22 protein-coding genes are annotated in these 24489 nt (G+C 50.7%); 16 read left to right on the top strand and 6 right to left on the bottom strand.

The features are described from left to right. Window positions 1-48: 48 nt before the first annotated feature. Window positions 49-567 (bottom strand): flavodoxin FldB, encoded by a 519-nt coding sequence (gene fldB / locus BZG14_RS05935; protein WP_077608226.1) that lies wholly within the window; start codon window positions 565-567, stop codon window positions 49-51. 149 nt (window positions 568-716) lie between these two features. Here fldB and xerD point away from each other — a divergent pair, with 149 nt between their 5' ends. The 5 genes from xerD to BZG14_RS05910 all read left to right on the top strand — a co-directional run bounded on the left by xerD (window position 717) and on the right by BZG14_RS05910 (window position 7660). Continuing rightward, a complete protein-coding gene (gene xerD / locus BZG14_RS05930; protein ID WP_077608225.1) occupies window positions 717-1607 on the top strand; it encodes a site-specific tyrosine recombinase XerD in 891 nt (296 codons plus the stop codon). A gap of 21 nt (window positions 1608-1628) precedes the next feature. After that, on the top strand, window positions 1629-3359 hold the full coding sequence (recJ, locus tag BZG14_RS05925) for a single-stranded-DNA-specific exonuclease RecJ (protein WP_077608224.1): 1731 nt from the start codon (window positions 1629-1631) through the stop codon (window positions 3357-3359). 94 nt (window positions 3360-3453) lie between these two features. Continuing rightward, a protein-coding gene (gene prfB / locus BZG14_RS05920; RefSeq protein WP_100298016.1) for a peptide chain release factor 2 occupies window positions 3454-4552 on the top strand; the annotation gives its coding sequence in 2 pieces (ribosomal slippage) (window positions 3454-3528 and window positions 3530-4552; 1098 coding nt in all). A 26-nt stretch (window positions 4553-4578) separates the two neighbouring features. Further along, complete coding sequence (lysS, locus tag BZG14_RS05915) at window positions 4579-6087, top strand: lysine--tRNA ligase (RefSeq protein ID WP_077486864.1); 1509 nt, start codon at window positions 4579-4581, stop codon at window positions 6085-6087. Window positions 6088-6322: 235 nt separating this feature from the next. Further along, entirely contained in the window at window positions 6323-7660 is a 1338-nt protein-coding gene (locus tag BZG14_RS05910) for a sigma-54-dependent transcriptional regulator (protein ID WP_077608223.1), read from the top strand. Window positions 7661-7694: 34 nt separating this feature from the next. Here the strand turns inward: BZG14_RS05910 and BZG14_RS05905 are convergent, their stop codons facing one another. Further along, a complete protein-coding gene (locus tag BZG14_RS05905; protein ID WP_077608222.1) occupies window positions 7695-8126 on the bottom strand; it encodes a PACE efflux transporter in 432 nt (143 codons plus the stop codon). Window positions 8127-8209: 83 nt separating this feature from the next. Beyond that, on the bottom strand, window positions 8210-8929 hold the full coding sequence (locus BZG14_RS05900; protein ID WP_077459011.1) for a GntR family transcriptional regulator: 720 nt from the start codon (window positions 8927-8929) through the stop codon (window positions 8210-8212). A 228-nt stretch (window positions 8930-9157) separates the two neighbouring features. Between BZG14_RS05900 and BZG14_RS05895 the strand changes: the two genes are divergently transcribed. Continuing rightward, entirely contained in the window at window positions 9158-10486 is a 1329-nt protein-coding gene (locus tag BZG14_RS05895; protein ID WP_241824622.1) for a 6-phospho-alpha-glucosidase, read from the top strand. Window positions 10487-10537: 51 nt separating this feature from the next. Beyond that, complete coding sequence (locus tag BZG14_RS05890; protein WP_077608221.1) at window positions 10538-12094, top strand: alpha-glucoside-specific PTS transporter subunit IIBC; 1557 nt, start codon at window positions 10538-10540, stop codon at window positions 12092-12094. Between the two features lie 55 nt (window positions 12095-12149). On the opposite strand, the gene BZG14_RS05885 is transcribed toward BZG14_RS05890, so the two are convergent. Beyond that, the gene (locus BZG14_RS05885; protein ID WP_077608220.1) at window positions 12150-13184 is read right to left on the bottom strand and encodes an NADP(H)-dependent aldo-keto reductase; all 1035 of its coding nucleotides are present in this window, start codon (window positions 13182-13184) and stop codon (window positions 12150-12152) included. Window positions 13185-13383: 199 nt separating this feature from the next. Here BZG14_RS05885 and BZG14_RS05880 point away from each other — a divergent pair, with 199 nt between their 5' ends. Beyond that, a complete protein-coding gene (locus BZG14_RS05880; RefSeq protein WP_077608219.1) occupies window positions 13384-13686 on the top strand; it encodes a hypothetical protein in 303 nt (100 codons plus the stop codon). A gap of 51 nt (window positions 13687-13737) precedes the next feature. Here BZG14_RS05880 and mutH read toward each other — a convergent pair whose 3' ends face one another. Further along, window positions 13738-14412, bottom strand: coding sequence for a DNA mismatch repair endonuclease MutH (gene mutH, locus BZG14_RS05875; protein ID WP_077608218.1), 675 nt, complete (start codon window positions 14410-14412; stop codon window positions 13738-13740). Between the two features lie 619 nt (window positions 14413-15031). On the opposite strand from mutH, the gene rppH reads away from it, so the two are divergent. The 5 genes from rppH to BZG14_RS05845 all read left to right on the top strand — a co-directional run bounded on the left by rppH (window position 15032) and on the right by BZG14_RS05845 (window position 20365). Continuing rightward, window positions 15032-15544 (top strand): RNA pyrophosphohydrolase, encoded by a 513-nt coding sequence (gene rppH / locus BZG14_RS05865; RefSeq protein ID WP_046075090.1) that lies wholly within the window; start codon window positions 15032-15034, stop codon window positions 15542-15544. A gap of 18 nt (window positions 15545-15562) precedes the next feature. Then, window positions 15563-17821, top strand: a complete 2259-nt coding sequence (ptsP, locus tag BZG14_RS05860; protein WP_077608216.1) for a phosphoenolpyruvate--protein phosphotransferase — start codon at window positions 15563-15565, stop codon at window positions 17819-17821. Then, the gene (locus tag BZG14_RS05855; protein WP_108743526.1) at window positions 17821-18627 is read left to right on the top strand and encodes a sulfite exporter TauE/SafE family protein; all 807 of its coding nucleotides are present in this window, start codon (window positions 17821-17823) and stop codon (window positions 18625-18627) included. The genes ptsP and BZG14_RS05855 overlap by 1 nt, the downstream gene beginning before the upstream one ends. 12 nt (window positions 18628-18639) lie before the next feature. Next, window positions 18640-19437, top strand: coding sequence for a prolipoprotein diacylglyceryl transferase (gene lgt / locus BZG14_RS05850; RefSeq protein WP_077608214.1), 798 nt, complete (start codon window positions 18640-18642; stop codon window positions 19435-19437). Window positions 19438-19525: 88 nt separating this feature from the next. Next, window positions 19526-20365, top strand: coding sequence for a thymidylate synthase (locus BZG14_RS05845; RefSeq protein ID WP_077458699.1), 840 nt, complete (start codon window positions 19526-19528; stop codon window positions 20363-20365). A 109-nt stretch (window positions 20366-20474) separates the two neighbouring features. Here the strand turns inward: BZG14_RS05845 and BZG14_RS05840 are convergent, their stop codons facing one another. Continuing rightward, the gene (locus tag BZG14_RS05840; protein WP_077486723.1) at window positions 20475-21623 is read right to left on the bottom strand and encodes a Na/Pi symporter; all 1149 of its coding nucleotides are present in this window, start codon (window positions 21621-21623) and stop codon (window positions 20475-20477) included. A 419-nt stretch (window positions 21624-22042) separates the two neighbouring features. Here BZG14_RS05840 and nhaA point away from each other — a divergent pair, with 419 nt between their 5' ends. From nhaA to nhaR, 3 genes are all read left to right on the top strand, one after another. Further along, window positions 22043-23248, top strand: a complete 1206-nt coding sequence (gene nhaA, locus BZG14_RS05835) for a Na+/H+ antiporter NhaA (protein WP_077486722.1) — start codon at window positions 22043-22045, stop codon at window positions 23246-23248. After that, window positions 23217-23492, top strand: coding sequence for a hypothetical protein (locus BZG14_RS05830; RefSeq protein WP_077486721.1), 276 nt, complete (start codon window positions 23217-23219; stop codon window positions 23490-23492). The genes nhaA and BZG14_RS05830 overlap by 32 nt, the downstream gene beginning before the upstream one ends. A 72-nt stretch (window positions 23493-23564) precedes the next feature. Beyond that, complete coding sequence (nhaR, locus tag BZG14_RS05825) at window positions 23565-24458, top strand: transcriptional activator NhaR (RefSeq protein ID WP_046075098.1); 894 nt, start codon at window positions 23565-23567, stop codon at window positions 24456-24458. Window positions 24459-24489: the final 31 nt, after the last annotated feature.

Raw genomic sequence — 24489 nt, 5'->3', positions numbered from 1 at the left:
CTGGTTGGGCGCGGTTTTTTTATTTGAGGGGATTAAACAGGCCGCGTATCAGAGTAACGCTTGGTACTCGACCAGCACTTGCTCGCACCAGTTTTGGATCCGTTCGTCACTGAGTTCGTACTCAGAGTCTTCATCAAGGGCAAGACCGACAAATTGCTTGCCGTCCTCAGTGACGGCTTTTGAGGCATCAAAACGGTAACCTTCGGTAGACCAGTAACCGATAAACTGTGCGCCACAGCCTTGTAGTTGCTGATGGAGCATGCCCATGGCATCCAGATACCATTCGGCGTATCCTTCTTGGTCGCCCAAGCCAAACAAGGCGATGACTTTGCCGTCTAGTTGGAGACTATCAATGTCTTGCCAAAYCGCTTCCCAATCTTCTTGTAGCTCACCAAAATCCCAGGTTGAGATCCCAAGTAGCAGCAAATCGTAATCTGCCATTTTGGCGAGCGGTGTTTCTTTGACATTATGTAGTTCGACCAAATCATCACCGATAAAGTCACGGATTTTCTCCGCGGCCATTTCGGTGTAGCAGGTGGTAGAACCATAAAAAAGACCGATTTTCATAGCACGACTCGTTTGTGTGTCATGGGCGCAGTTTACCTGCTCAACGGTAATATGATCCAGCAACAGGAAGCGACATTTTGTATAATCGCGGCTGGCCGTGACCCAAGTGATGGGCGTGTTTTTTCGATTAATAACCAAGTGGGCTGAAGGTGACGAACAACATTGAACGCATCGAGCAATTTTTGGATGCAATGTGGATGGAGCGCGGGCTCTCCGAAAACACGTTAAATTCGTATCGCACAGATTTATTGAAGCTGTGCCATTGGCTCGACACCCGCGCGTTGGTGGCGGTGAGCAAGCAAGACTTACAAGATTACCAATATTGGCTACATGAGCAGGGCTACCAATCCAGCACGCGCAGTCGTATGGTGTCGGCGCTGCGTCGCCTATTCCAGTACTTGTATCGACAGAAGTTGCGTCCCGACGACCCCAGTGCCACTCTGATCAGTCCGAAACAGCCCAAGCGACTACCGAAAGATCTCACGGAGGATCAAATCGATGCACTCTTAATGGCACCGAATACCGACGATCCGCTTGAGCTTAGAGACAAAGCCATGTTGGAGCTGTTATATGCGACGGGTTTGCGAGTGACAGAGCTTATCGGGCTGACCATGGAGAATGTGAGCTTGCGCCAAGGTGTGGTGCGAGTGTCTGGTAAAGGGGATAAAGAACGCTTGGTGCCGATGGGAGAGTCGGCCGTGGATTGGCTGGAGCACTATTTGGCGTATAGTCGCCCGCTATTGCTGGGAGAGACCAGTACTGATGTGTTTTTCCCAAGCAAACGAGCACGTCAGATGACACGGCAAACCTTTTGGCATCGCATCAAGTATTACGCGCAACTGGCAGGGATTGAGACCGATGATCTGTCGCCGCATGTTTTACGTCATGCGTTTGCGACTCACTTACTCAATCATGGGGCCGATTTACGCGTGGTGCAGATGTTACTTGGACACAGTGACCTATCGACGACGCAAATCTATACCCATGTGGCCACCGAGCGTTTGAAGCAGCTGCATCAAACACACCACCCACGCGGCTAACCGATAACTGGTGACAACTTCATGATAGAAATAAAAAGACGTACGCCGTCAGTGACACCGGCATTCAGCGATGCCATTCCGCCGCTATTGCAACGCTTATACGCTAACCGTGGTTTAAAGGAAGACAGCGAGCTCAACCGCAGCGTGGCTGGCTTGCATCAATACCAAGCGTTAACCGGGATTGATGCTGCCGTTAACTTGCTCGCTGAGGCGCTTAAGACCCATCAATCGATCTTGATTGTGGGTGACTTTGACGCCGATGGCGCAACATCGTCAGCGCTCTCCGTCAAAGCCTTACGCATGATGGGTGCCTCCCGTGTCGATTACCTGGTGCCAAACCGCTTTGACGATGGCTACGGCTTAAGCCCTGAGGTGGTTGACCAAGCCGCGGAGCGGGGAGCAGAGCTTATCATGACTGTGGACAACGGGGTGTCCTCATTGGCGGGGGTGGCGCACGCCAAAGCGCTCGGTATGCAGGTGCTGGTGACCGACCACCATCTACCGGGTGAGACACYGCCTGAGGCCGACGCCATGGTGAACCCGAATCTGGATGACTGTGGTTTTCCCTCGAAGGCGCTTGCCGGTGTGGGGGTCGCCTTTTATTTGATGCTGGCGCTGCGTGCGCATTTGCGCGACCAAGGGTGGTTTGAGCAGCAGGGACTGGCCATCCCTAACTTAGCCGAGTTGCTGGATTTGGTCGCGCTGGGCACGGTCGCCGACGTGGTAGCGTTAGATGGTAATAACCGTATTCTTGTACATCAGGGGTTGCAGCGGATCCGCGCTGGGCGTTGCCGCCCTGGGATCCAGGCGCTTATCGAGGTGGCCAATCGCAACATGGCCACGCTTGTCGCCAGTGATTTCGGCTTTGCATTGGGGCCAAGGATCAATGCCGCGGGGCGTTTAGATGATATGGCGTTTGGGGTCGAGCTTTTACTGTGTGACAACATTCATGCTGCCAGACGCATGGCGTCTGAGTTGGATGCGCTCAATCAAACCCGCAAAGATATAGAGCAAGGCATGAAGCAAGAAGCCGTGGCTTGGTGTGAGCGCTTGATTGCCGAACAGTCCGAGCAAGAATTGCCGGTAGGGTTGGCGCTGTTTCAGCGTGACTGGCACCAAGGCGTGATTGGGATCCTCGCCTCGCGCTTAAAAGATCAATTTCACCGCCCTGTGATTGCGTTTGCCGATGGCGGCGATGGACTGATAAAAGGTTCAGCGCGTTCGATTCCGGGTTTGCATATGCGCGATACATTGGATCGGATTGATACCTTAAATCCCGGATTAATTAAAAAGTTTGGCGGCCATGCCATGGCGGCTGGACTGACCATCGACGAAGCACAGTTTGATGCCTTCGCCAAGCAGTTTGATGCGCAGGTGCGTGAGCAGGTCAGTGAGGACGATTTAAAAGGTATCTTGTTAAGTGATGGTCCCTTACAAAGTCACGAGCTGGGATTAGAGACAGCCGAAACCATTCAATCAGGCGGCCCTTGGGGGCAAGGCTTCCCGGAGCCACAGTTCGATGGCCTTTTTAAGGTGTTGCAGCAAAAACTGGTGGGCGGCAAACACTTAAAATTGATGGTCGAGCCGGAAGGCGGCGGCACCATGATTGATGCCATTGCCTTTAACGTTGATTTGCGTCGCTGGCCCGATCCCAGTACCAAGACGTTACGACTCGTTTACCGCCTGGATATCAATGAGTTTCGCGGTAATCGTAGCGCCCAGTTGATCATCTCTCACCTTGAAGCCGCTTAAATATGCGGCTTTTTCCATCACGCCCTGTTTATTGGCGCGACAATTCGCTAAAATTCGGCGGTTAAATTTCCGCTAATAATGAAGATGCTTGACCATGTTTGAGATTAATCCAATCAAAAATCGCCTCGCCGATATCGCCGAACGTACCGATGTCCTCCGGGGGTATCTTTGACTATGATGCTAAAAAAGAGCGTCTAGAAGAAGTTAATGCCGAGTTAGAACAACCGGACGTGTGGAATGAACCACAACGTGCACAAGCGCTGGGTAAAGAGCGTGCTTCCCTTGAAGCAGTGGTGGAAACCATCGAGCAACTTACTCAAGGCGGCGAAGACGTCAACGAACTGCTGATGCTGGCCGTCGAGGAAGACGATCAAGAAACCTTTGACGAGGTGGAGCCGGAGCTGGTGGAGCTCGAAGCCAAGCTAACCAAGCTAGAATTCCGCCGCATGTTTTCTGGTGAGCACGATGCGTCTGATTGCTATATTGACCTGCAAGCCGGGTCAGGCGGTACTGAAGCGCAAGATTGGACCAACATGATGCTCCGCATGTACTTGCGCTGGGCGGATGCGAAAGGCTTCAAAGCTGAAGTGATTGAAGTGTCTGAGGGGGATGTGGCTGGATTAAAATCTGCCACGGTACGCATCACCGGTGAATACGCCTACGGCTGGCTACGCACGGAAACGGGCGTTCATCGTCTGGTGCGTAAATCGCCTTTCGACTCGGGGGGCCGTCGTCATACCTCGTTTGCCTCGGCGTTTGTGTACCCGGAAATCGATGACAACATTGATATCGATATTAACCCATCAGATTTACGGATTGATGTCTACCGAGCTTCTGGTGCGGGTGGGCAGCACGTTAACACCACCGAGTCAGCAGTGCGGATCACCCACGTGCCGACCAACACCGTGGTGCAGTGCCAAAACGATCGCTCACAGCATAAAAACAAAGATCAGGCGATGAAACAGCTGCGTGCGAAGCTGTTTGAGCTTGAGCTACAAAAGCAAAACGCGGAAAAACAAGCCAACGAAGACGCCAAATCTGATATCGGTTGGGGCAGCCAGATCCGCTCCTACGTATTAGATGATTCGCGTATCAAAGACTTGCGTACCGGTATTGAAAACCGCAATACGCAGGCCGTTCTCGACGGCGACTTGGACAAATTTATTGAAGCCAGCCTCAAATCTGGCCTGTAATGACGAATTAATGTAAAGGGTTTTCTATGACTGACCAGTTACCAGATGAAAATAAGCTGATTGCCGAGCGTCGTGCCAAGCTCACTCACATTCGTGAAAATTGTAAGGCAAACGGCCATCCTAATGATTTCCGTCGTGAGCACTTAGCGGCTGACTTGCAAGCTGAATTTGGCGAGAAAGAAAAAGCGGAACTCGAAACACTGGACCACAAAGTGACCATTGCGGGCCGCATCATGGCTAAACGCGGTCCATTTATGGTGGTACAAGATGTCTCGGGCCGTATTCAAGCCTATGCGTCAAAAGACGTGCAAAAAGCGCTGAAAGCCGAGTACCAAGGYTTAGATATCGGTGACATYATTGGYGTGCACGGTGCGCTACATAAATCTGGWAAAGGCGATCTGTATGTCAACATGGAGCGCTACCAACTGCTGACGAAAGCCTTGCGTCCGCTACCGGAAAAATTCCATGGGCTAGCTGACCAGGAGCTGCGCTATCGCCAACGCTACGTGGACCTGATTGTCAACGAAGAATCGCGTCACGCATTCCAAGTGCGTTCAAGTGTGGTCACCGCCATCCGTAATTACATGGTGGAAAAACACTTTATGGAAGTGGAAACGCCGATGATGCACGTCATCCCAGGCGGTGCTACCGCGCGTCCCTTTACCACCCACCATAATGCACTTGATATCGACATGTACTTACGTGTGGCGCCCGAGCTTTATTTAAAGCGTTTGGTTGTCGGCGGCTTTGAGCGTGTGTTTGAAGTGAACCGTAACTTCCGTAATGAAGGGCTTTCACCGCGTCATAATCCTGAATTCACCATGATGGAATTCTATATGGCGTATGCCGATTACAATGATCTGATGGATCTTACGGAAGACATGCTCTCTCGCGTGGCGCTGGACGTGATGGGACAGTCTGTATTGCCTTATGGTGAGCATGAGATTAATTTCGCAGGGCCTTATCCGCGAATGACCATGCTCGATGCTATCAAGCAATATAACCCTGATCATGCTGATATTCAGGCGCTGACGTATGAGACGGTACAAGATCGTGATCACCTTGCCTCGATAGCGAAATCACTCAAAATCAGTGTTGAGTCATTCTGGACGGCTGGACAGTTGCTGGAAGAGATCTTTGGTGAGACAGCTGAACCGCAGTTGATTCAGCCAACCTTTATCACCGAATATCCGGCCGATATTTCACCGCTGGCGCGTCGCAATGATGATAACCCGTTTGTGACCGACCGTTTTGAATTCTTCGTCGGTGGGCGTGAAGTGGCAAATGGCTTCTCCGAGCTTAACGACGCAGAAGACCAAGATGCACGCTTCAAAGCCCAGGTAGATGCCAAAGATGCCGGTGATGATGAGGCGATGTACTACGATGCGGATTACATCAACGCACTCGAGCATGGCTTGCCACCGACGGCGGGACAAGGAATTGGTATCGACCGATTGGTGATGTTATTCACCAACACGCATACGATTCGTGATGTGATCTTGTTCCCAGCCATGCGCCCACAGCAAGGCAGTTAATACTGGACAGACCACAGCACAAGCGGCTCAATGAGCCGCTTTTTTTGCGCCTTGCGTCGTTGTTTTCTCAAAAACCTGCGATATTTTATCTGGATTTTTCAGATATCTGGCTACAATTATCCGTATTACAACCCATCGTATGTCTCTTTATTGAGACAGATTAGAACTTGCCCTTCTTTATAATAGGGGCTTGATTCGCTGGCGAAAAAGACAGACTGGATGTAAGGCAGGTGTTATGGGATTCGATTCGGGGACTGACAAAACCTTGAGCTCACTCGTCGTTGTCGGCGGGACCTATGAGCCTTGGTTAGCGACCCTTGAGCAAGCTGGTTGGCATTGTCATCGCTGTTATGATTTGCGAGCCGCGCAGTCATTGCTACAAGATATCGGCCCTTGTATAGGTATTGTCGATTTAAGTCATGATGACTTTAGCCTTAATGGTGTGGCATCACTGGTTAACCGCAATAAACAGGTGCGCTGGCTAGCTTTAGTTAGAGAAAACCAACTGACGAACGAAGCCATTTGCCAGTTTATTGTTAGTTTTTGTATTGATTACTTCACCTCGCCCGTTCCTAACTCGCAGTTGATGAGCACCATTGGTCACCAATTGGGTATGTTGCGCCTTGAACGACAAGTATGGCCGCAACTGGGCGATCATAGCGATATGGGGTTGGAAGGCGCCAGCCCAGCGATGAAAAAGTTGCGTGATCAGGTCAGGCGTGTCGCGCCCACTGATGTGTCTGTATTGATAGCCGGCGAGAGCGGTACAGGCAAGGAGCTGGTAGCGCAAGCGGTTCACCATGCCTCAATCCGTGCAAAGGCGCGATTTGAGTCGATTAAATGCTCGGCGCTTGCCGACGAGCAAATGCAGCAAGCGCTATTGGGCGACGAGTATTCGCGTGGAAAAATCCGCCAATRCCATAAAGGCACCCTCTTTTTTGACGAGATTGGTGACCTGCCGCTGCATTTACAAGGGCACTTATTGCACTTGCTGCAAGAGGGCACCTTAGATATCAGCCATGACAAATACGGACACGACCTGGATGTGCGGGTGATTGCCTCGACCCATATGGATTTGGAGAAACGTGTGGCTGAGGGGCTTTTTCGTGAAGATCTGTATTACCGGCTAAATGTGCTGCGCATTAATATGCCTTCATTAAAAGACCGTCAGTCTGATGTGCCTGATTTGGCAGAATACTTTTTGCTTAAGTTTGCACGTCAATACAACACACAAGCGAGGACGTTTTCCGACGAAGCCAAGCGTGTGTTGAGCAGTTACTCGTGGCCGGGTAATGTGCGCGAGCTGATTAATCAGGTGAAACGGGCAGTACTGTTGGCCGATCATCTGGTGATTGAAGCGGAGCACTTAGATCTTCCTCGTCAGGGAGATTATAAACAAAGCTTACGCAAAATCCGTGAAGAGTCTGAACGAGACGCCCTGATCGCCGTCCTTGAAGAGAATAAAGGACAAGTGTCGGCGGCGGCTAAAGAGCTTGGTGTGTCACGTGCGACTATGTATCGGCTATTGAACAAACACAACTTGATCCCCTCGCCGCGTACCTTCCGTCAGTAAATCACTTGTCCCCATGATGTTGAGGGCTGAAAACTCAGCCCTGCTGGGATTGCGCATTTGGGATTGGAAACAGGTAGTCGTAAAGCCAGTTATAAACAAATGCATACACAAGATAAAATAGGACTAGCCCGATATCCATACTGAGTGCTTGCCAAAAGTTCATCGACAGCCACCACATGATAAAGGGAATGGTCGCAATCAGCAGTCCGGCTTCAAAGATCACCGCATGCAGCAGACGCAGCGGTAAGGTTTTAAGCACTGAGCCCCGCCATGCCAGCATCGCTTTATCAAAGCCAATGTTGTAGACATAATTCCAAAGGGTGGCGAGCACCGAAAAAATCGCGCCCATGATCCCAAGGTGACCGATGTCCGCCCCGAGGATCCAATTGAGCCCCAAGACCACCAAGATCAAGCCCGTTAGTTCAAAACCGATAGCATGGCGCCATCTATCTGCTTTTGTTCGCATCAGATTTCCGGTTGCGATTGGATAATGCGGCAAGATTACACGTAATGACCAACAACGCAACCGAGACGTCTCCAGGCAACGAATTATTGTGGCGTTTGGCGGTGGGCGATGAATTCAAAGCTGTACTGATGCAAGCGAAAGTAGTTCACGGTATATTCAAACGGTGTCCCGTCGACAAGCTCACTGACGGATTCGACCCGCAATATGGGCGTATTTTCCCGGGTATTGAGGCGCGCGGCGAGTGAGGTTGACGTACTATCTGGCCAGACACATTGGCGACTTTTCGCGATCTGCATCCCCTTATGTCGCTCGATATAGTCGTATTTTGATGTTTGCATCACTTCGATACTGAGATCGGTAAACATGGCCACCGGCAGGTAGGTGCACTCAAGGATTTCTGGCTCGCCATCAATCAAACGAAGACGTTGGATTTCATAAATCAACGTCCCTTCCTCCAAGTTCAATTTACTGGCAATGGTGTGGCTACAAGGTGACGTTTCAAATGCGATCACTTTTGAGCTGGGTGTTTTGCCTTGCGCTGAGACTTCTTCGATAAACCCCATCAGTTGAAAGGCGTTGTGCTGTGCTTTAGGGGCTTTTACATAACTGCCACTACCTCGGACGCGGTAGAGCAGATCGTTATCAACCAACACCTTCATCGCCTTACGTATGGTGACGCGGCTGACGTCATAGGTGGCTTGWAGCGTGGCCTCAGTTGGCATCATCGCGCCTGGTGTCAGGGTGCCATCTTTAATCTGCTCAGTGAGTAAATCGGCTATTTGCATGTAGCGAGGTTTCAACATGTCGGCTCCTTTTAGCTGCATGCACCATCATAACAAACTGTGATCGATAATACATTTAAAGTACATAAGTAGGCTTTCACTGTGTTGTAGATCAATAAATACCCTCTTGTGTATTCTTAAAGTGTTATTTTTGTAATACATTTAAGATACATATTAAGAGGAGACACGATGATGAAACCACAAGAGCTTACTATCGTCGGGGGTGGACCCATATTAAGAGGAGACACGATGATGAAACCACAAAAGCTTACTATCGTCGGGGGTGGAAGCACCTATACACTGGGGATGATCAATAGCTTGATTGCTGAAAAAGAAGCATTTCCGCTCAGCAAGATCACCTTCTATGATATTGATGAACAAAGACAAGCCTCAAATGCTAAAGCGACGGAGATCTTGCTGCGCGAGGCTTATCCTGAGGTCGAAGAGTTTGTTTATACCACGGATAAAGAAACCGCATTTTCTGATGCCGATTTCTTCTTTATTCAGATCCGCACGGGTGGGTTACCGATGCGTGAGCGTGATGAGCAGGTTCCACTCTCTTATGGCTGTGTCGGTCAAGAAACGTGTGGCGCGGGCGGCATGGCGTATGGACTACGCTCGATAGGTGACATGATCACTCTCGTGAATGATATCCGTCACTTTGCCCCGGATGCCTGGATTTTAAACTATACCAACCCAGCCGCCATTGTCGCTGAAGCCTTACAGCGTGAGTTTCCTCATGACAACCGCATTCTAAACATCTGCGACATGCCCGCTGCCATTATGGTGAGTTATGCGCAATTACTTGGTTGCGAGATCTGGGATTTGGTGCCGGAATACTTTGGGCTGAATCACTTTGGATGGTTTACCAAGGTACGAAACCGAGATGGGGTCGACCTGACCGATGAGATTAAACGCATCATTTTGGAAGAGGGGATCAGTGCTGTTGACCCAGAAATTGCCGATGACCCTTCATGGCAGGCAACGTTTAAAAACATGCAGACCATGTTGAAAGACAATCCTGAGTACTTACCCAATACTTATCTGCAGTACTACTTGTATCCGGAAAAAATGGTGGAAAAAGAAGATATTGCTAATACGCGTGCGCGCCAAGTAATCAATGGGCGAGAAAAGCGCGTGTTTAGCCTGAATGAGCGCATCATTGCCGCGGGCACTACCGCTAATGAGCATCTTCATGCAGATATCCATGGGCGCTATATGGTGCGTGTAGCGGCCTCCTTGGCATATAACCGTGGCGAGACGTATCTGGTTATCGTGCCAAACGATGGCGCGATTCCAAATATTCAGAATGATGCCATGGTTGAAGTGCCGGCCGCGTTAACCAATGACGGCCCGAAACGTTTTGCCGTTGGCACCATCCCGACGTTCCAAAAAGCACTGATCGAAGGCCAACTCGGCTACGAAAAGCTGGTCGTGGATGCATGGTTTAGCGGGGATCGACAAACACTGGTCAATGCGCTCACGCTCAACCGAACCGTTGTGGATGTGCCAAAAGCGCAACAAATCGTCGATGAGCTTTTACGTGTGAACGGCGACTATCTACCTCAATTTCATTAATAATACGATGCCCCAGAGACCATCTGGGGCCAACATCTGGGAGCGATCATCATGAAAGATATGATCCAGCGCTTTGGCGCAGCAATGTTTGTCCCTGTGCTCCTCTTTCCTGCAGCCGGTATGTTATTAGGCTTATCGGTGATGCTGCTCAACCAAGATCTCTTTCCTTGGGCGGTGGAAGGCAGTGCATGGGTAAAAGTGTCAACGATCCTTCTCCAAGCCTCGTTGGCGGTGTTTAAAAATATGGCCCTGGTGTTTGCCGTAGGGTTACCGATAGCACTAGCAAAATCTGCATCCGGGCGTGCAGTGCTTGCCACACTGGTGTCATACATCACCTTTAATTATGTGATTGGTGGCATTTTACAGTTCTGGGGACCTGAGCTTGGGGTGAACTATGTGGAGGGTGAGCGTGGGCTTACTGATGTGGGCGGTATACTTACTTTGGATACTAACCTATTGGGCGCCATCGTAATTGCTAGCCTCTCCGTTTGGGTTCACAACCGTTTCTTCGACAAAAAACTACCAAACTGGGCGGCAGTGTTTGGTGGCACACCCTTGGTGGTTATTGTGAGTTTCCCCATCATGGTACTCATGGCGATCATCACCTGTTTTACCTGGCCAAGTATTCAGCACGGCATTAATAATCTACAAACCTTTTTAGTCGGTGCGGGGTCATTCGGGGTATGGATGTTCACCTTCCTTGAGCGGATTATGATCCCAACAGGTCTGCATCACTTTGTCTATGGCCCCGTATTCTATGGACCCGTCGCGGTGGATGGCGGCACAGTGGCCCATTGGATTCAAAATATCCAAAACTTTGCCAGCAATCCTGCCCCCTTAACTGAGCAATTCCCGCAAGGTGGCTTGATGCTGACTGGCATGGGGAAAGTCTTTGGTTGTACGGGTATTGCTATGGCGCTTTACGCAACCGCGAAGCCAGAAAACAAGAAAATGGTGCTTGGCTTGGTGCTTGGTGCGGCATTGACGGCCATTCTTACTGGGATCACCGAGCCGATTGAGTTTACCTTCTTGTTTATCGCGCCGGCATTGTTTGCTCTCCACGCGGTATTGGCGGCAACCATGGCAACCATTGCCTATTGGTTTGGTGTTTCAGGTAACTTTCAGACTGGGCTTATCGACTTTATTTTTCAAAATTGGCTACCGCTAGGCAGCTTGCATGGCGACACCTATATTGTGCAAGTGCTCATCGGCTTGAGTTTCACCGCTATCTACTTTGTGGTGTTCCGCGCGCTGATTTTGAAGTTTGATATTCCCACTCCGGGTCGAGGTAGCGCAGAGGCGAAGCTTTATACCAAAGCCGACTATAAGGGCGCGCACCAGAGTGATTCATCGAGCGGAGTGATTGATAGTGGACAAGCGAGTGCGTTTATTGAAGGGCTAGGTGGCAAAGACAACATAGCCTTGCTGACCAATTGTGCCACGCGGTTACGTATCAAGGTACATGAGCCAGAAAAAGTGGCAGAAACACAATATTTTCAAGAGCATGGTGCAGTAAACATGGTACGTAATGGTGATAGCTTTCAAATTATTGTCGGCTTAACCGTACCGCAAGTCCGCGAAGAAATGACGCAATTGACACGGGCGTAATAGGCGTATGGAGTAAAACACAGGACGGCAACCCCAAGGGGCTGCCGTTTGCGATCTAAGGGCAGGGGTTAGGGTAGCGGTTAGCGATCTCATCAATACCAGCAAGCACATCGTCACTCAGCGTCAGCTCCAAGCTATCGAGATTACTCTCTAGCTGTTTTAGCGTCGTGGCGCCAATGATGTTAGAGGCGACAAAAGGACGACTATTGACGAACGCGAGTGCCATTTGTGCCGGATCAAGACCATGGCGTTGGGCGAGATCGACATACTCTTGCGTGGCCTTTTGCCCTGACTCGGTAAAGTAGCGTGCGAAGCGTTGGTGCAGTGTACAACGGGCCCCTTTCGGGCGTGCGCCTTGCAAATATTTACCGCTCAACGCGCCAAACGCCAGCGGCGAGTAGGCGAGCAATTCCACCCCTTCATGATGACTGATTTCCGACAGGCCGACTTCAAAGGTGCGGTTAAGCAAATTATAAGGGTTCTGAATAGAAACGATACGCGTGAGGCCATGCTTCTCTGCCAGATGCAAATAGCGCATCACGCCCCAAGGCGTTTCGTTTGAAACGCCGATATAACGAATTTTTCCTGCTTGGACGAGTTCATTCAGTGCATCCAGGGTATCGAGGATGGTGACCCCAGAGTGTTCATCTTGATACGGATAATTGAGCTTACCAAAACAGTTATTGTGCCGCTGTGGCCAGTGCACTTGATACAAATCGATATAGTCGGTTTTTAGTCGTGTCAGGCTATCTTCAACGGCTTGATGAATATGGCGTCGGTTAAGCGACATGTTGTCACGGATGTAAGGAACATTGCGTGGCCCCGCCACTTTGGTTGCGAGGATAACACGATCGCGCTTCCCGGACTTTTCTAACCAGCTGCCGATGTACTGTTCGGTTAACCCTTGCGTGGATTGGCTGGGGGGAACGGGATACATTTCTGCGGTATCAATAAAATTAACGCCCCGTTCAAAGGCAAGATCGAGCTGCGCATGAGCGTCAGCTTCACTATTTTGCTCACCAAATGTCATGGTGCCTAAGCACACTTTACTCACCTCTAGCGAGGAATGGGGCAAACGGTGGTATTGCATCCTTTCTCCTTGTCTGCAATCGACCTATGGCAGTCCATAGTAGAGAATTTTAAAAATGATCGAAAGCGGTTTAGCGGTGGCTTGACAGTTGGTTAAATATTGACCATTACTAAATGGATTGTCCGATCGTATCGGTCTGAGCGCGGTGTTATTGCTAGGCATGATGGACACGAGAAAGTGTAATCTAGAGGAAAATCAGATGAACTATTCACAGCTCAAAGCATGGATGCGCGCGGATCCTCGCTCATGCCCACAATGTTATGTGATGGCACACGCAGGCGGCGCGAAATACTCGGTCRAAGTCGAAGTGAAGCATGAATTAGAGCCTTTACGCTCGGACCAAACCGGTGAAGTGATGCAGTTTGATCATGTCGGACAAGTGGGAGAAAAACTTAAAGCGTTAGGGATTGAAGAGGGCGTACTGCGCTTGATGGATCCTTACGATGAGTTTGCCACGGGCGGAGAGCCAGGCTGTCGAGAAGACATGCCCATTCGTTTTTGATGGTTACCCTTAAAGCGAAGCGATGGGGGTATCACGCGTGCGGATCGACGCTTATTTCGGATCCACAAAGTAACGACGCAAGATCTGGTGGGTAAACTGGGTGCGTAAATAGAAGCCGCGCGGCAAGGCACGGATCGGCTCACCACTGGGCCCGAAAGCGTCGGTCAGGGCTTTACCGTTGGCCGCTTTGGGCCGTAGTTGGAGCGACTCACCTTGGCGGGCGGTGATTTCCGTCACGCGACCGAGAGCCACCCAATCCATTAACTCTTCCCAATCGGCGCGCAGTTGCGCTTCTTCCTCTTGGCTAGGAGACCATAATAATGGCGTGCCAATGCAGCGCTGTGATACCGGTATATCGCGTTCGCCTTCAACCGGCACCCACAAAACCCGTGATAGCTTTTGCCGCACATGACTATTTTCCCAGCGTATCCCCGCGATCCCAGTGAGTGGCGCCACACACACAAAGGTGGTTTCCAGTGGTTTTCCCTCACGGTTAACGGGAATGGTTTTTAGCTCAATACCTAAGTGTGCGAAGTCTTGTTCGGGTTTGCTGCCCGCGTTGGCACCCAAGCAGGTTTCGAGTAGCATGCCAATCCAGCCTTTCTCCCGTGTGAGTGACGCTGGACAAGGGATCGACAGTGTCTCGCTGACTTCGCCAAGGGTCAAACCAGCAAGGGCAAGCGCGCGTTCCATCAATATCTGCTCGGATGCGGGGGGCGGTGTCACTGTGTTGGGATCCTGCTCGTTAACGGATGAGCGTGCATTATCAAGAACTGCCGTATCGGCTGCAAGTGGATCCCATTTCGATGATCCTACTCTTTCTCCTCTGGTTATCCACAGAGGAGGGATGATTGATGGGATAGCTCACTCTCATGATCAAATATACAGTACATAAATCGCGGTAAAAATGGGAAAAATGGCGAACTTGGCGCTTTTTTGCGCTATCGGTGTGGATAATTTTCTTGTTGGTGGATCTTTGAGCGATCTGTGTTTATTTGATGATCATTCGATCCCGAAAAGGATCTTGTTGTTTCGGTTTTGTTTTAAATTAATGATTTTTAATATTTTTTATCTTGATTTGGTTATTTTAAACACCATTGCAAGATCCTGAATCGTTCGATAAGTACACTTTTTCTTGGCTTCTTCACAAATCTATCCACAGAAAGCGTGAATAAATGTGCGCAAACTCTCATTGCTATGTTTATAACTTCCTGTTAGGGGTTAAGTTATCCTCAGATGACGACGAGTGCGCAAAAACAACGCTCAATCCACAATGTTTGTTTACCCTTTACCGCTTTTTGTGAAAAAATCAGGTTCAGTAGAGATTTACCATTGAGGTCGTCCAGTGATTGATGGCGATGGCTATCGTCCCAATGTGGGGATAGTAATTTGTAACGGCCACGGTCAAGTTCTCTGGGCTCGTCGATATGGTCAGCATTCGTGGCAGTTTCCACAAGGTGGCATCGATGAAGGGGAAAGCCCTGAACAAGCGATGTACCGGGAGTTGTACGAAGAGGTAGGTCTGACCAAGAAAGATGTACGCATCTTAGGGACCAGTCGACATTGGCTGCGCTATAAGTTACCCAAACGCTTGGTGCGCTGGGATTCTAAGCCCGTGTGTATTGGGCAAAAGCAGAAGTGGTTTTTGCTAAAACTTGAATGTGACGAGTCACGCGTCAATGTCTCGCGCGGAGGCACGCCTGAATTTGATGGTTGGCGCTGGGTGAGTTATTGGTATCCAGTGCGGCAAGTGGTGGCGTTTAAGCGCGAGGTGTATCGGCGCGCGATGAAAGAGTTTGCGCCACTTGCGATGCCGTTTAAAGAACGCAAACCTCGACGTCGACATAAGCGAGGATAAGTGTAGAGGAGAAATCGGGTGCTCACGCAGTTACGACATATTGTGCAAAGTGTAGCGGCGTCTTCAGATCTTGAGCAGGCGTTACACACTTTAGTGCAACAAACTTGCGTGGCGATGCGTACCGAGTGCTGCTCCGTTTATCTTGCCAATGCCGAACACCAACAGTTCGAGCTGATGGCAACACAAGGCCTCGACCCTTGTGCACAAGTGTCGATGGCATTTGGCGAGGGGTTGGTCGGTGTGGTAGGTGAGCGCGCTGAGCCTTTAAATTTGGCGTATGCGCGTGAGCATCCTGCGTTCAAACCTTTCCCCTCTACCGGCGAGGATGCGTTTCAATCCTTTCTTGGCACGCCCATCATTTATCGCAAAAAGGTGTTGGGTGTGCTGGTGGTGCAGCAACACCAACCCCGCCAGTTTGATGAGAGCGAAGAGTCCTTTCTCGTGACCTTAGCCGCACAGCTGGCGGTGGTGTTTGCCCATGCYGATGCGCAAGGTGGCTGGCAGGGAGCCCCGTCACCGGTGTTACTGGAGGGAATGCCTGCGTCGCCGGGCATTGGCATCGCACAAGCTTGGTGTGATGACTCTCAACCGCGGCTTGAAGAGGTGGCGCCCGCTTGCCACCTAGATACACAAGTTGAACTCGATAGACTGGATGCGGCGATTGACGATGCCAGTACCGAGTTTCGTCGTCTGCGTAAACGCTTTGATAAAGAGCTACAAAAAGACGCGCTGGCGATTTTTGATTTGTTTGTTCATCTGCTTAACGATCCTATGCTGCGTGAAGATATGACGGTGCGGATCCAGCAGGGGGATGCCGCCACATGGGCGGTAAGACAAACGGTTGAAGCCTTTTCTGCCCGTTTCGCCGCGATGGATGATCCTTACCTAAAAGCCCGTGCCGGCGATGTGAAAGAGTTAGGACAGCGGCTGCTTTACTTTTTAATCGCACCGGCGGGGAGTCCACCACCGGTTTCGACGCCCATTGTGCTGTTGGCGCGAGAGTTAACGGCGGGCATGTTAGCGTCAATTCCCCGCGCATTACTGACGGGTGTGGTCGCCGAAGAAGGGGCGGCGAACTCACACGCGGCTATCTTGGCACGTGCGTTGGGGATCCCGGCGGTAATGGGCGTCAGCTTTTCTCCCGCCAAGCTTCATCAAAAAACCGTGATCCTCGATGGCCACAAAGGGATGTTGATGATCGAGCCCGCTGAGGCATTGATCAACGAATATCAGCACCTGGTGCAAGAAGAAGCGAGCCTGCAATCTACCTTTGAGACCGCACTGGCGGCCCCGGGACAAACTCAGGATGGCACACGTGTTGAAGTGCATTTGAATGCCGGCTTAAGCGCGGATAGCCAAATTGCGATCAATCAAGGGGTTGATGGGGTTGGGCTCTTTCGTACGGAAGTCCCGTTTCTAATGCAGCGCCGTTTTCCCTCTGAAGACGAGCAGGTCAAACAATACCGTGCGATTCTTGCCAGTTATCCCGATAAACCTGTGGTGATGCGCACCTTGGATATTGGCGGCGATAAACCATTACCGTATTTAAGTGTTGAAGAGGACAATCCGTTTTTAGGCTGGCGGGGGATCCGCTTTACCCTCGATCATCCAGATATCTTTTTAATTCAGGTACGTGCGATGTTACGTGCCAGTATCGGCCTCAATAATTTAAAGCTATTGTTACCCATGATCTCGGGACGTAACGAGCTACTGGAGGCAAAAGCGCTCATTAGCCGAGCTTATCAAGAGGTCAGCCAAGAGGCCCAGCACGCCGGGCAGAGTCTCAACATTCCTTTATTGGGGATCATGGTTGAGGTGCCTTCTATTTTATATCTGCTTGATAGCATTGCCCGAGATGTGGATTTTCTCTCGGTCGGCACCAATGATCTCACTCAATATCTATTAGCGGTTGATCGCAACAATGCGCGCGTGGCTGATATTTTTGATGCTTTGCATCCCTCGGTATTACACGCATTAGCGTCGATTGCCGCGGTGGGAACGCGTCATCAATTACCTGTCAGTGTGTGTGGTGAGCTAGCCGGCGATCCAGTGGGGGCCTCACTATTGGTGGGCTTGGGGTACCACCAACTGAGTATGAACACCCGCAATGTGGCCAAAATTAAATACTTGCTAAGCCGCTTACCCCATGAGCGCTTGGTCATGCAGGCCAATCAGATGTTGACGCTGGATCACCCAAGCGAAATCCGCGCCGCTACTGAGGCCTTTCTCGCTGCGCAAGGGTTAGAGGCGTTGGTCAAAATCGGACAAATGCGATGATCACCAGCCTAACCGTGCTGCTGTTTGTGGTGTGTATGTTGCTAGGGGCCTGTGTGGGGACCTTATCTGGCCTGCTGGGTATTGGTGGGGGCTTAGTCGTGGTGCCCGCCCTGACCTTCTTGCTTCCCGTGTTCGGTATTGCCCCTACTGTGGTGATGCCTATCGCGCTCGCCACCTCACTTGCCACCATTGTACTGACCTCAAGCGCCTCTGCGTGGCGCCATTTTCGTCTGGGGAATGTTCACCTTGAAGCGGTTAAAGCGCTCGTCCCTGGTATGATGCTGGGCGGCATCCTGGGGGCTGGGCTGGCGGATCGGCTACCACACGACTGGTTGCCTCGCCTGTTTGGCGTGATAGTGCTTGCCATGGCGCTACAAATGTTGCTCAATCGGCGTCCCTATCGCGCGCGCCCTTTACCGCATTGGTGGCGGTTGTCCTTTGCGGGCACACTGATCGGGACACTCTCCAGCTTAGCGGGCATTGGGGGCGGCTCTTTTACTGTCCCATACCTGCATTGGCGCGGCGTCAGTATGCACCAAGCCATCGGCAGTGCCTCGGCGGGGGGCGCGGTGTTGGCGCTGGGTGGCATGATGAGTTTTGTGTGGTTGGGCTGGCGTCAAACGGAACCCTTGCCCGCGCTCAGTGTCGGATATTTGTATTTGCCTGCGTTACTTGGCGTCGTGTCAACGTCGGTGTTGATGACACGGGTCGGTGCTCAACTGGCGGTGAGGCTACCCACAGCACAAATAAAACGTATTTTTGCCGTCTTTCTTGTTATCGTCGGCGTCAGCATGTTGTTGAAATAAAGGATCCCATTCATGGCCGAAGGCTACATCATCTTTCCATCAATCGACCCCATCTTAGTTGAACTGGGTCCGTTAGCCGTGCGCTGGTACGGCTTAATGTATTTGCTTGGCTTTGTGTTCGCCTTATGGCTTGCGAATCATCGGGCGGCCAAACCGAATAGCGGTTGGAGTAAAGAAGAGGTCAGTGATCTGCTTTTTGCTGGCTTTTTGGGGGTCGTGCTCGGGGGACGCATTGGCTACGTCCTATTTTATCAATTTGATGCATTTGTTGCTGATCCGCTGTTTTTATTCAAAGTGTGGACAGGTGGCATGTCCTTCCACGGGGGCTTGCTGGGTGTAATCACCGCTATGGCGTGGTACGCGCGTAAAACGCAGCGTCACTTTTTTACCKTCGCCGATTTTATCGCTCCCTTGGTGCCGTTTGGACTGGGCGCAGGTCGCCTAGGGAATTTTATCAATGGTGAACTTTGGGGACGGGTGACCGATGTCCCATGGGCGATGGTATTCCCAAGTGGTGGCCCTTGGCCGCGGCACCCCTCACAGCTTTATGAGTTTGCGCTAGAAGGTGTCGTCCTGTTTATCATTCTCAACCTCTATATCAAAAAGCCGCGCCCGATGGGCGCAGTATCAGGGCTTTTCTTGACAGGCTACGGGACGTTCCGCTTTATTGTGGAGTATTTCCGTGAGCCTGATGCGCACCTAGGCTTGTTTGCCGGCATTTTCAGCATGGGGCAACTGTTGTCATTACCGATGATCATTGCGGGGGCTGTGATGGTGGGATGGGCGTACCGTCGCCAACCCGCCAAGTGACCGAATAGCGCGAATCGGTTATAGTAAGTAAACCACCAAGGCACCTCAGCGGTGCCTTTTGTTCGTTTGGCCAATGATAGGAAACACTATGAAGCAGTATCAGGCTTTGATGCAGGATATTCTCGATAACGGGACGGATAGAGGGGACCGCACCGGCGTGGGAACACGATCTGTGTTTGGTCGACAGTTGCGCTTTGATCTTGCTGCTGGTTTTCCGCTACTGACTACCAAGAAACTCTACACGCGCGCCATTATCCACGAGCTTTTATGGTTTCTTAACGGCGATACTAACGTGCAGTATTTGCAAGATAATAAAGTGCGTATCTGGGATGAGTGGGCAACCGAAAGCGGTGATCTGGGGCCTGTGTATGGTGCGCAGTGGCGGTCTTGGGCGTGTCCTGATGGCTCGACCGTGGATCAAATCGAACAACTGATCGAGCAAATTAAAACGAAACCTAATTCACGTCGTCATATCATTACCGCTTGGAACCCTGCTGACTTGCCTGATGAGTCGATAAGCCCAACAGAGAACGCCGAACAAGGCAAGATGGCCTTAGCGCCTTGTCATTGTTTGTTCCAGTTCTATGTGGCCGATGGCAAGCTTTCCTGCCAGTTATATCAGCGCAGCGCCGATTACTTCTTGGGAGTGCCGTTTAACATTGCCAGCTATGCGCTTTTCACTCACATGATTGCGCAACAATGCGATTTAGCGGTGGGTGATTTTGTCCATACCTTTGGTGACGTGCATCTTTATCACAACCATTTAACCGACGAGATTGTTTACGAGCAACTTAAACGTGAACCACGTGCGCTGCCTCGCTTGGTGATCAAGCGTAAACCGGCGTCTATTTTCGATTATCAAATTGATGATTTTGAGATTGAAGGGTACGAGCCGCACCCAACGATTAAAGCACCGATCGCCATTTAGCCACGTCGTATCGGATTCACGCGCTATATCGCGACCTAACGTTTTATCTCCAATAAAAAACCACCGCACGGGCGGTGGTTTGTTTGTGCTTGGGCGGGAGGTCAACCCATCACTGTGACAACAGCACAATGCTTCCTGGCACAATCACAAAGACGAGGCCGATGTAAGCCAGTACCGCCGCTTTTGATTTGGCTGCTAATTGGCCTAACCAGTCGGCCCCTTTGAGCGGCAATTCACGCAAGAACGGAATACCGAAGATAAGTGCCGTCGCCAAGATGTTGAAGCTTAAGTGCACTAACGCGATTTGGAGGGCAAAGACCGCGAACTCACCGGTAACCGCCGTGGCGGCGAGTAGGGCAGTAATACAAGTCCCAATGTTGGCCCCTAAGGTGAAGGGGTAGATGTCACGGACTTTCAGCACCCCTGAGCCGACCAGCGGCACCATTAAACTGGTGGTTGTCGATGAAGACTGCACCAAAACAGTGACCACAGAGCCTGAGAAAATACCGTGCAGTGGACCACGACCAATCGCGTTTTTCAGCATGTCTTTGGCACGACCGACCATCAGCTTTTTCATCACTTTGCCCATGATGGTAATCGCAATCACGATGGCAGCAATCCCCATGACAATCATGATAGCGCCACCAATGTTACCAGGCAGGGCGGCTTCAAGCGGTGATTGCACCGCGTTAACCACGGGTTTTGTCAGCGGCTTAACAAAGTTCAACCCTTTAATGCTCATGTCACTGGCTTGCGTCAGCGGTGAAACCAACCACTCGGAAATCTTGTTCAGCAAACCGAACGCCATCTCTAATGGCAGGAAGATAGCAACGGCGAACAGGTTGAAGAAATCATGAACGGTGGCGCAGCTAAATGCGCGACTGAACTCCACCTTACAGCGGGCATGACCAAGGCTGACGATAGTGTTGGTCACCGAGGTGCCTACGTTCGCCCCCATGACCATCGGAATGGCCGCTTCAACGGGGAGGCCACCCGCGACTAAGCCCACTATAATTGAGGTGACTGTACTTGACGATTGGATCARTGCGGTAGCAACAATACCAATCATTAAGCTAGCTACGGGATGAGAGGCAAACGCAAAGAGCGTCTTAGCTTCGTCGCCGACGGCCCATTTAAAGCCGCTTCCTACCATGGCAACGGCCACAAGTAGGAGGTAAAGCATGACGGCAAGCTTGGTCCAACGGAACCAATTTGAGGAGCTCTGGGTTGCCTCTACCGCTGTAGCATGGGGAGTCATAAGATATCTCCGTGACAGTTCGATGTCAGTTTAGTGTCAAAGCAAAAATCTGCGGCGATAGTAAGAAGGTAATATTTCAGAAATATGACACAAATACTGCAGTGGTTTGAAAATCCGATCTGGACGAGGTTATCAGTGGAATTCGCGTCAGTTAGCTTGCTGATTTTAAGTATTATTTGTGCCCGTTCGGTGCCGTAAAAAAATCCGCGTAAAAAATGTAACAGGCGCGCGCTCGATGGCACTATGCTAGAAGCAGGGCGGGTAACAAGGTAAAAAAAGATTAGACTGCGAATAAATCAATGGTAAGTTAGTTTTCATATCGGTTTTCCCGATGTTTACTATCAGAACAAACGATTTTTCTAAAAGTGGTCTGGCTGACTAGACTACGGAAATCCACTTTTTTTGTATGGAGTGCTTAAATGACTGATGTCATTCGTCAGTTTCTGAAAATGGAATCCGCAGGAGGTATTGTGCTGATTATTGCGGCGGTATTGGCGATGTTCGTAGCGAACTCGGATCTACAGCCCTTATATGACGGCACCCTTCATACCTATATAGCCGGTTTATCGGTTGGTCATTGGATCAACGATGGCTTAATGGTGATTTTTTTCCTGCTGATTGGTTTGGAAGTGAAGCGTGAGTTGGTGCAAGGTGCCTTAAACTCGAAAGATAAAGCGACCTTCCCGGCGGTCGCCGCCATTGGGGGGATGCTTGCACCCGCATTGGTCTACCTCGCCTTTAACTGGGGCGATCCACTCGCGGTATCGGGGTGGGCGATCCCGGCCGCGACCGATATTGCCTTTGCGTTGGGTGTGTTGGCATTGCTGGGTAATCGTGTCCCTTTGGCGTTAAAGGTCTTCTTGCTCGCGTTAGCGATTATTGACGATCTTGGCGTAATAGTGATCATTGCACTGTTCTACAGCAGTGATTTGTCTGTGGTTGCTTTAGCGGGCGCATTTGCGGCTACCTTGGTCTTGGTGGCGATGAATATGCGCAAAGTCACCAGTATCACTGCCTATGTGGTGGTCGGCTTGCTGCTGTGGTTCAGTGTTCTGCAGTCAGGTGTTCACGCGACCCTTGCCGGTGTGGTGCTTGGTTTTGCTATCCCACTTAAGGGGAAAACGGATGATGACCCATCACCGTTGAAAAAAATGGAGCACGCCCTCCATCCTTATGTGTCGTATTTGATCCTGCCTATCTTCGCCTTTGCCAATGCCGGGGTGTCTTTGGATGGCGTCTCTTTGGCCAACTTAACTGAAATGTTGCCGCTAGGTATCGCTCTAGGTCTGCTGATTGGTAAGCCTTTGGGTATCTTTAGCTTTAGCTGGGCAGCGGTGAAACTAGGCATTGCCAAATTACCAGCACGTGTGAATTTCACCCACATCTTCGCGGTGTCAGTGCTTTGTGGTATTGGTTTTACCATGTCGATTTTTATCTCGTCACTGGCCTTTGTCGGTGTGAATGGCGAGTTCGTCACACTCTCTCGTCTGGGGATCTTGATAGGATCAACCTTGGCCGCGGTGATTGGTTATGCGGTCTTGCACTTTGCATTGCCGCCAGCCAGCGCGCTTGCTGATGAACGAGGAGACGAGTATGAAGAAGGCGACACTAGCATTGATTACTAGCCTGGTTGCCGTCTCTGGCGCTGCCATGGCGGCGAACCAAGAGATGTACTGCCACGGAGAAAAGGATAACAGCGACGTGTGCCAAGCCTACCTAGCGGGCGTGGCAGATGGAAAAGCAATGACAGCCTCATTAAACGACAAAGACAATGTCGACAATGGGTCGAGCTTTTCAGAGCGAGCGTTAGAGCATCGAGCCGGAGAGCGGGTGAGAAAGCCGCTCGATAAAGATGATGTGAAAGACTAAAACGTGCATGGAACTTGAAGGCGCCAGAGGGGCAGCGTAAGCTGCTCGTCTGGCGTTTTTTTATCAATCAGCATGGCTCACCTAAACTACAACCACCTTTACTATTTTTGGATGGTCTGCAAGCAAGGTTCTATCACCCAAGGGGCGGACAAACTTTGTTTAACACCACAAACCGTGACAGGGCAAATCCGAGCGCTGGAACAGCGCTTAAATGGCAAGCTGACTAAACGCAATGGCCGTTATGTTGAGCCCACCGAACTGGGTCAGCTCGTTTTTCAATATGCGGACCGTATGTTTGGCTTGAGTTATGAGATGCTGGATATTGTTAACTATAGCCAACAAGAAAACATCTTATTTGATGTAGGGGTGGCTGATGCCTTATCTAAGCGTTTGATCAGTCAAATCTTGCTTCATGCTATCCCGAACGATAATGCCATCCACCTACGTTGTTTTGAATCGACGCACGAGATGCTACTCGAACAGCTCTCTCAGCATAAATTGGATATGATCCTGTCCGACTGCCCAGTCGATTCCACGCAACAGGCCGGGTTATTTAGCGTCAAGCTTGGTGAGAGTAGCATGAGTTTGTATTCCTCTAATCCTGCTGAGCCCCCCGATGTGCCGTTACCTATCCGTCTGGCTACGCAAAAGATATTGATGCCGAGTAAAGCTACCGCCATGGGGCGAAAACTCACCCAATGGTTTGATCAACAAGGGATAGTACCCAATATACTGGGTGAGTTTGATGACTCTGCACTGATGAAAGCTTTTGGCATTAGTCATCAGGCACTATTCATTGCGCCCACCACGTATGCTGAAGAAGTGACCCGGTTGGGACAGGCGGTGCAAATTGTTGAGCTGAGCGCGGTTAAAGAAGAATACTATGTGATATTCGCTGAGCGGATGATCCAGCACCCAGCGGTCAAGCGGATTTGTGAGGCAGATTACAGTCGCTTATTTGTTTAGTTACAAGCTGACATAAAGATCGTGCTAGACT

The organism is Salinivibrio sp. IB282 (assembly GCF_001995685.1).
In the GTDB taxonomy this organism is placed as follows: Bacteria; Pseudomonadota; Gammaproteobacteria; order Enterobacterales; family Vibrionaceae; genus Salinivibrio; species Salinivibrio kushneri.
Note: the sequence above shows the minus strand (reverse complement) of the source record. Positions and strands in the feature narration are given on the sequence as shown.

What these genes read in the sequence shown, in the direction of transcription:
- BZG14_RS05885 (WP_077608220.1), bottom strand. Translation starts at nt 13,184, where the DNA reads ATGCAATACCACCGTTTGCCCCATTCCTCGCTAGAGGTGAGTAAAGTG.
- BZG14_RS05845 (WP_077458699.1), top strand. Translation starts at nt 19,526, where the DNA reads ATGAAGCAGTATCAGGCTTTGATGCAGGATATTCTCGATAACGGGACG.
- BZG14_RS05895 (WP_241824622.1), top strand. Translation starts at nt 9,158, where the DNA reads ATGATGAAACCACAAAAGCTTACTATCGTCGGGGGTGGAAGCACCTAT.
- BZG14_RS05830 (WP_077486721.1), top strand. Translation starts at nt 23,217, where the DNA reads ATGAAGAAGGCGACACTAGCATTGATTACTAGCCTGGTTGCCGTCTCT.
- nhaR (WP_046075098.1), top strand. Translation starts at nt 23,565, where the DNA reads ATGGCTCACCTAAACTACAACCACCTTTACTATTTTTGGATGGTCTGC.
- BZG14_RS05890 (WP_077608221.1), top strand. Translation starts at nt 10,538, where the DNA reads ATGAAAGATATGATCCAGCGCTTTGGCGCAGCAATGTTTGTCCCTGTG.
- BZG14_RS05905 (WP_077608222.1), bottom strand. Translation starts at nt 8,126, where the DNA reads ATGCGAACAAAAGCAGATAGATGGCGCCATGCTATCGGTTTTGAACTA.
- nhaA (WP_077486722.1), top strand. Translation starts at nt 22,043, where the DNA reads ATGACTGATGTCATTCGTCAGTTTCTGAAAATGGAATCCGCAGGAGGT.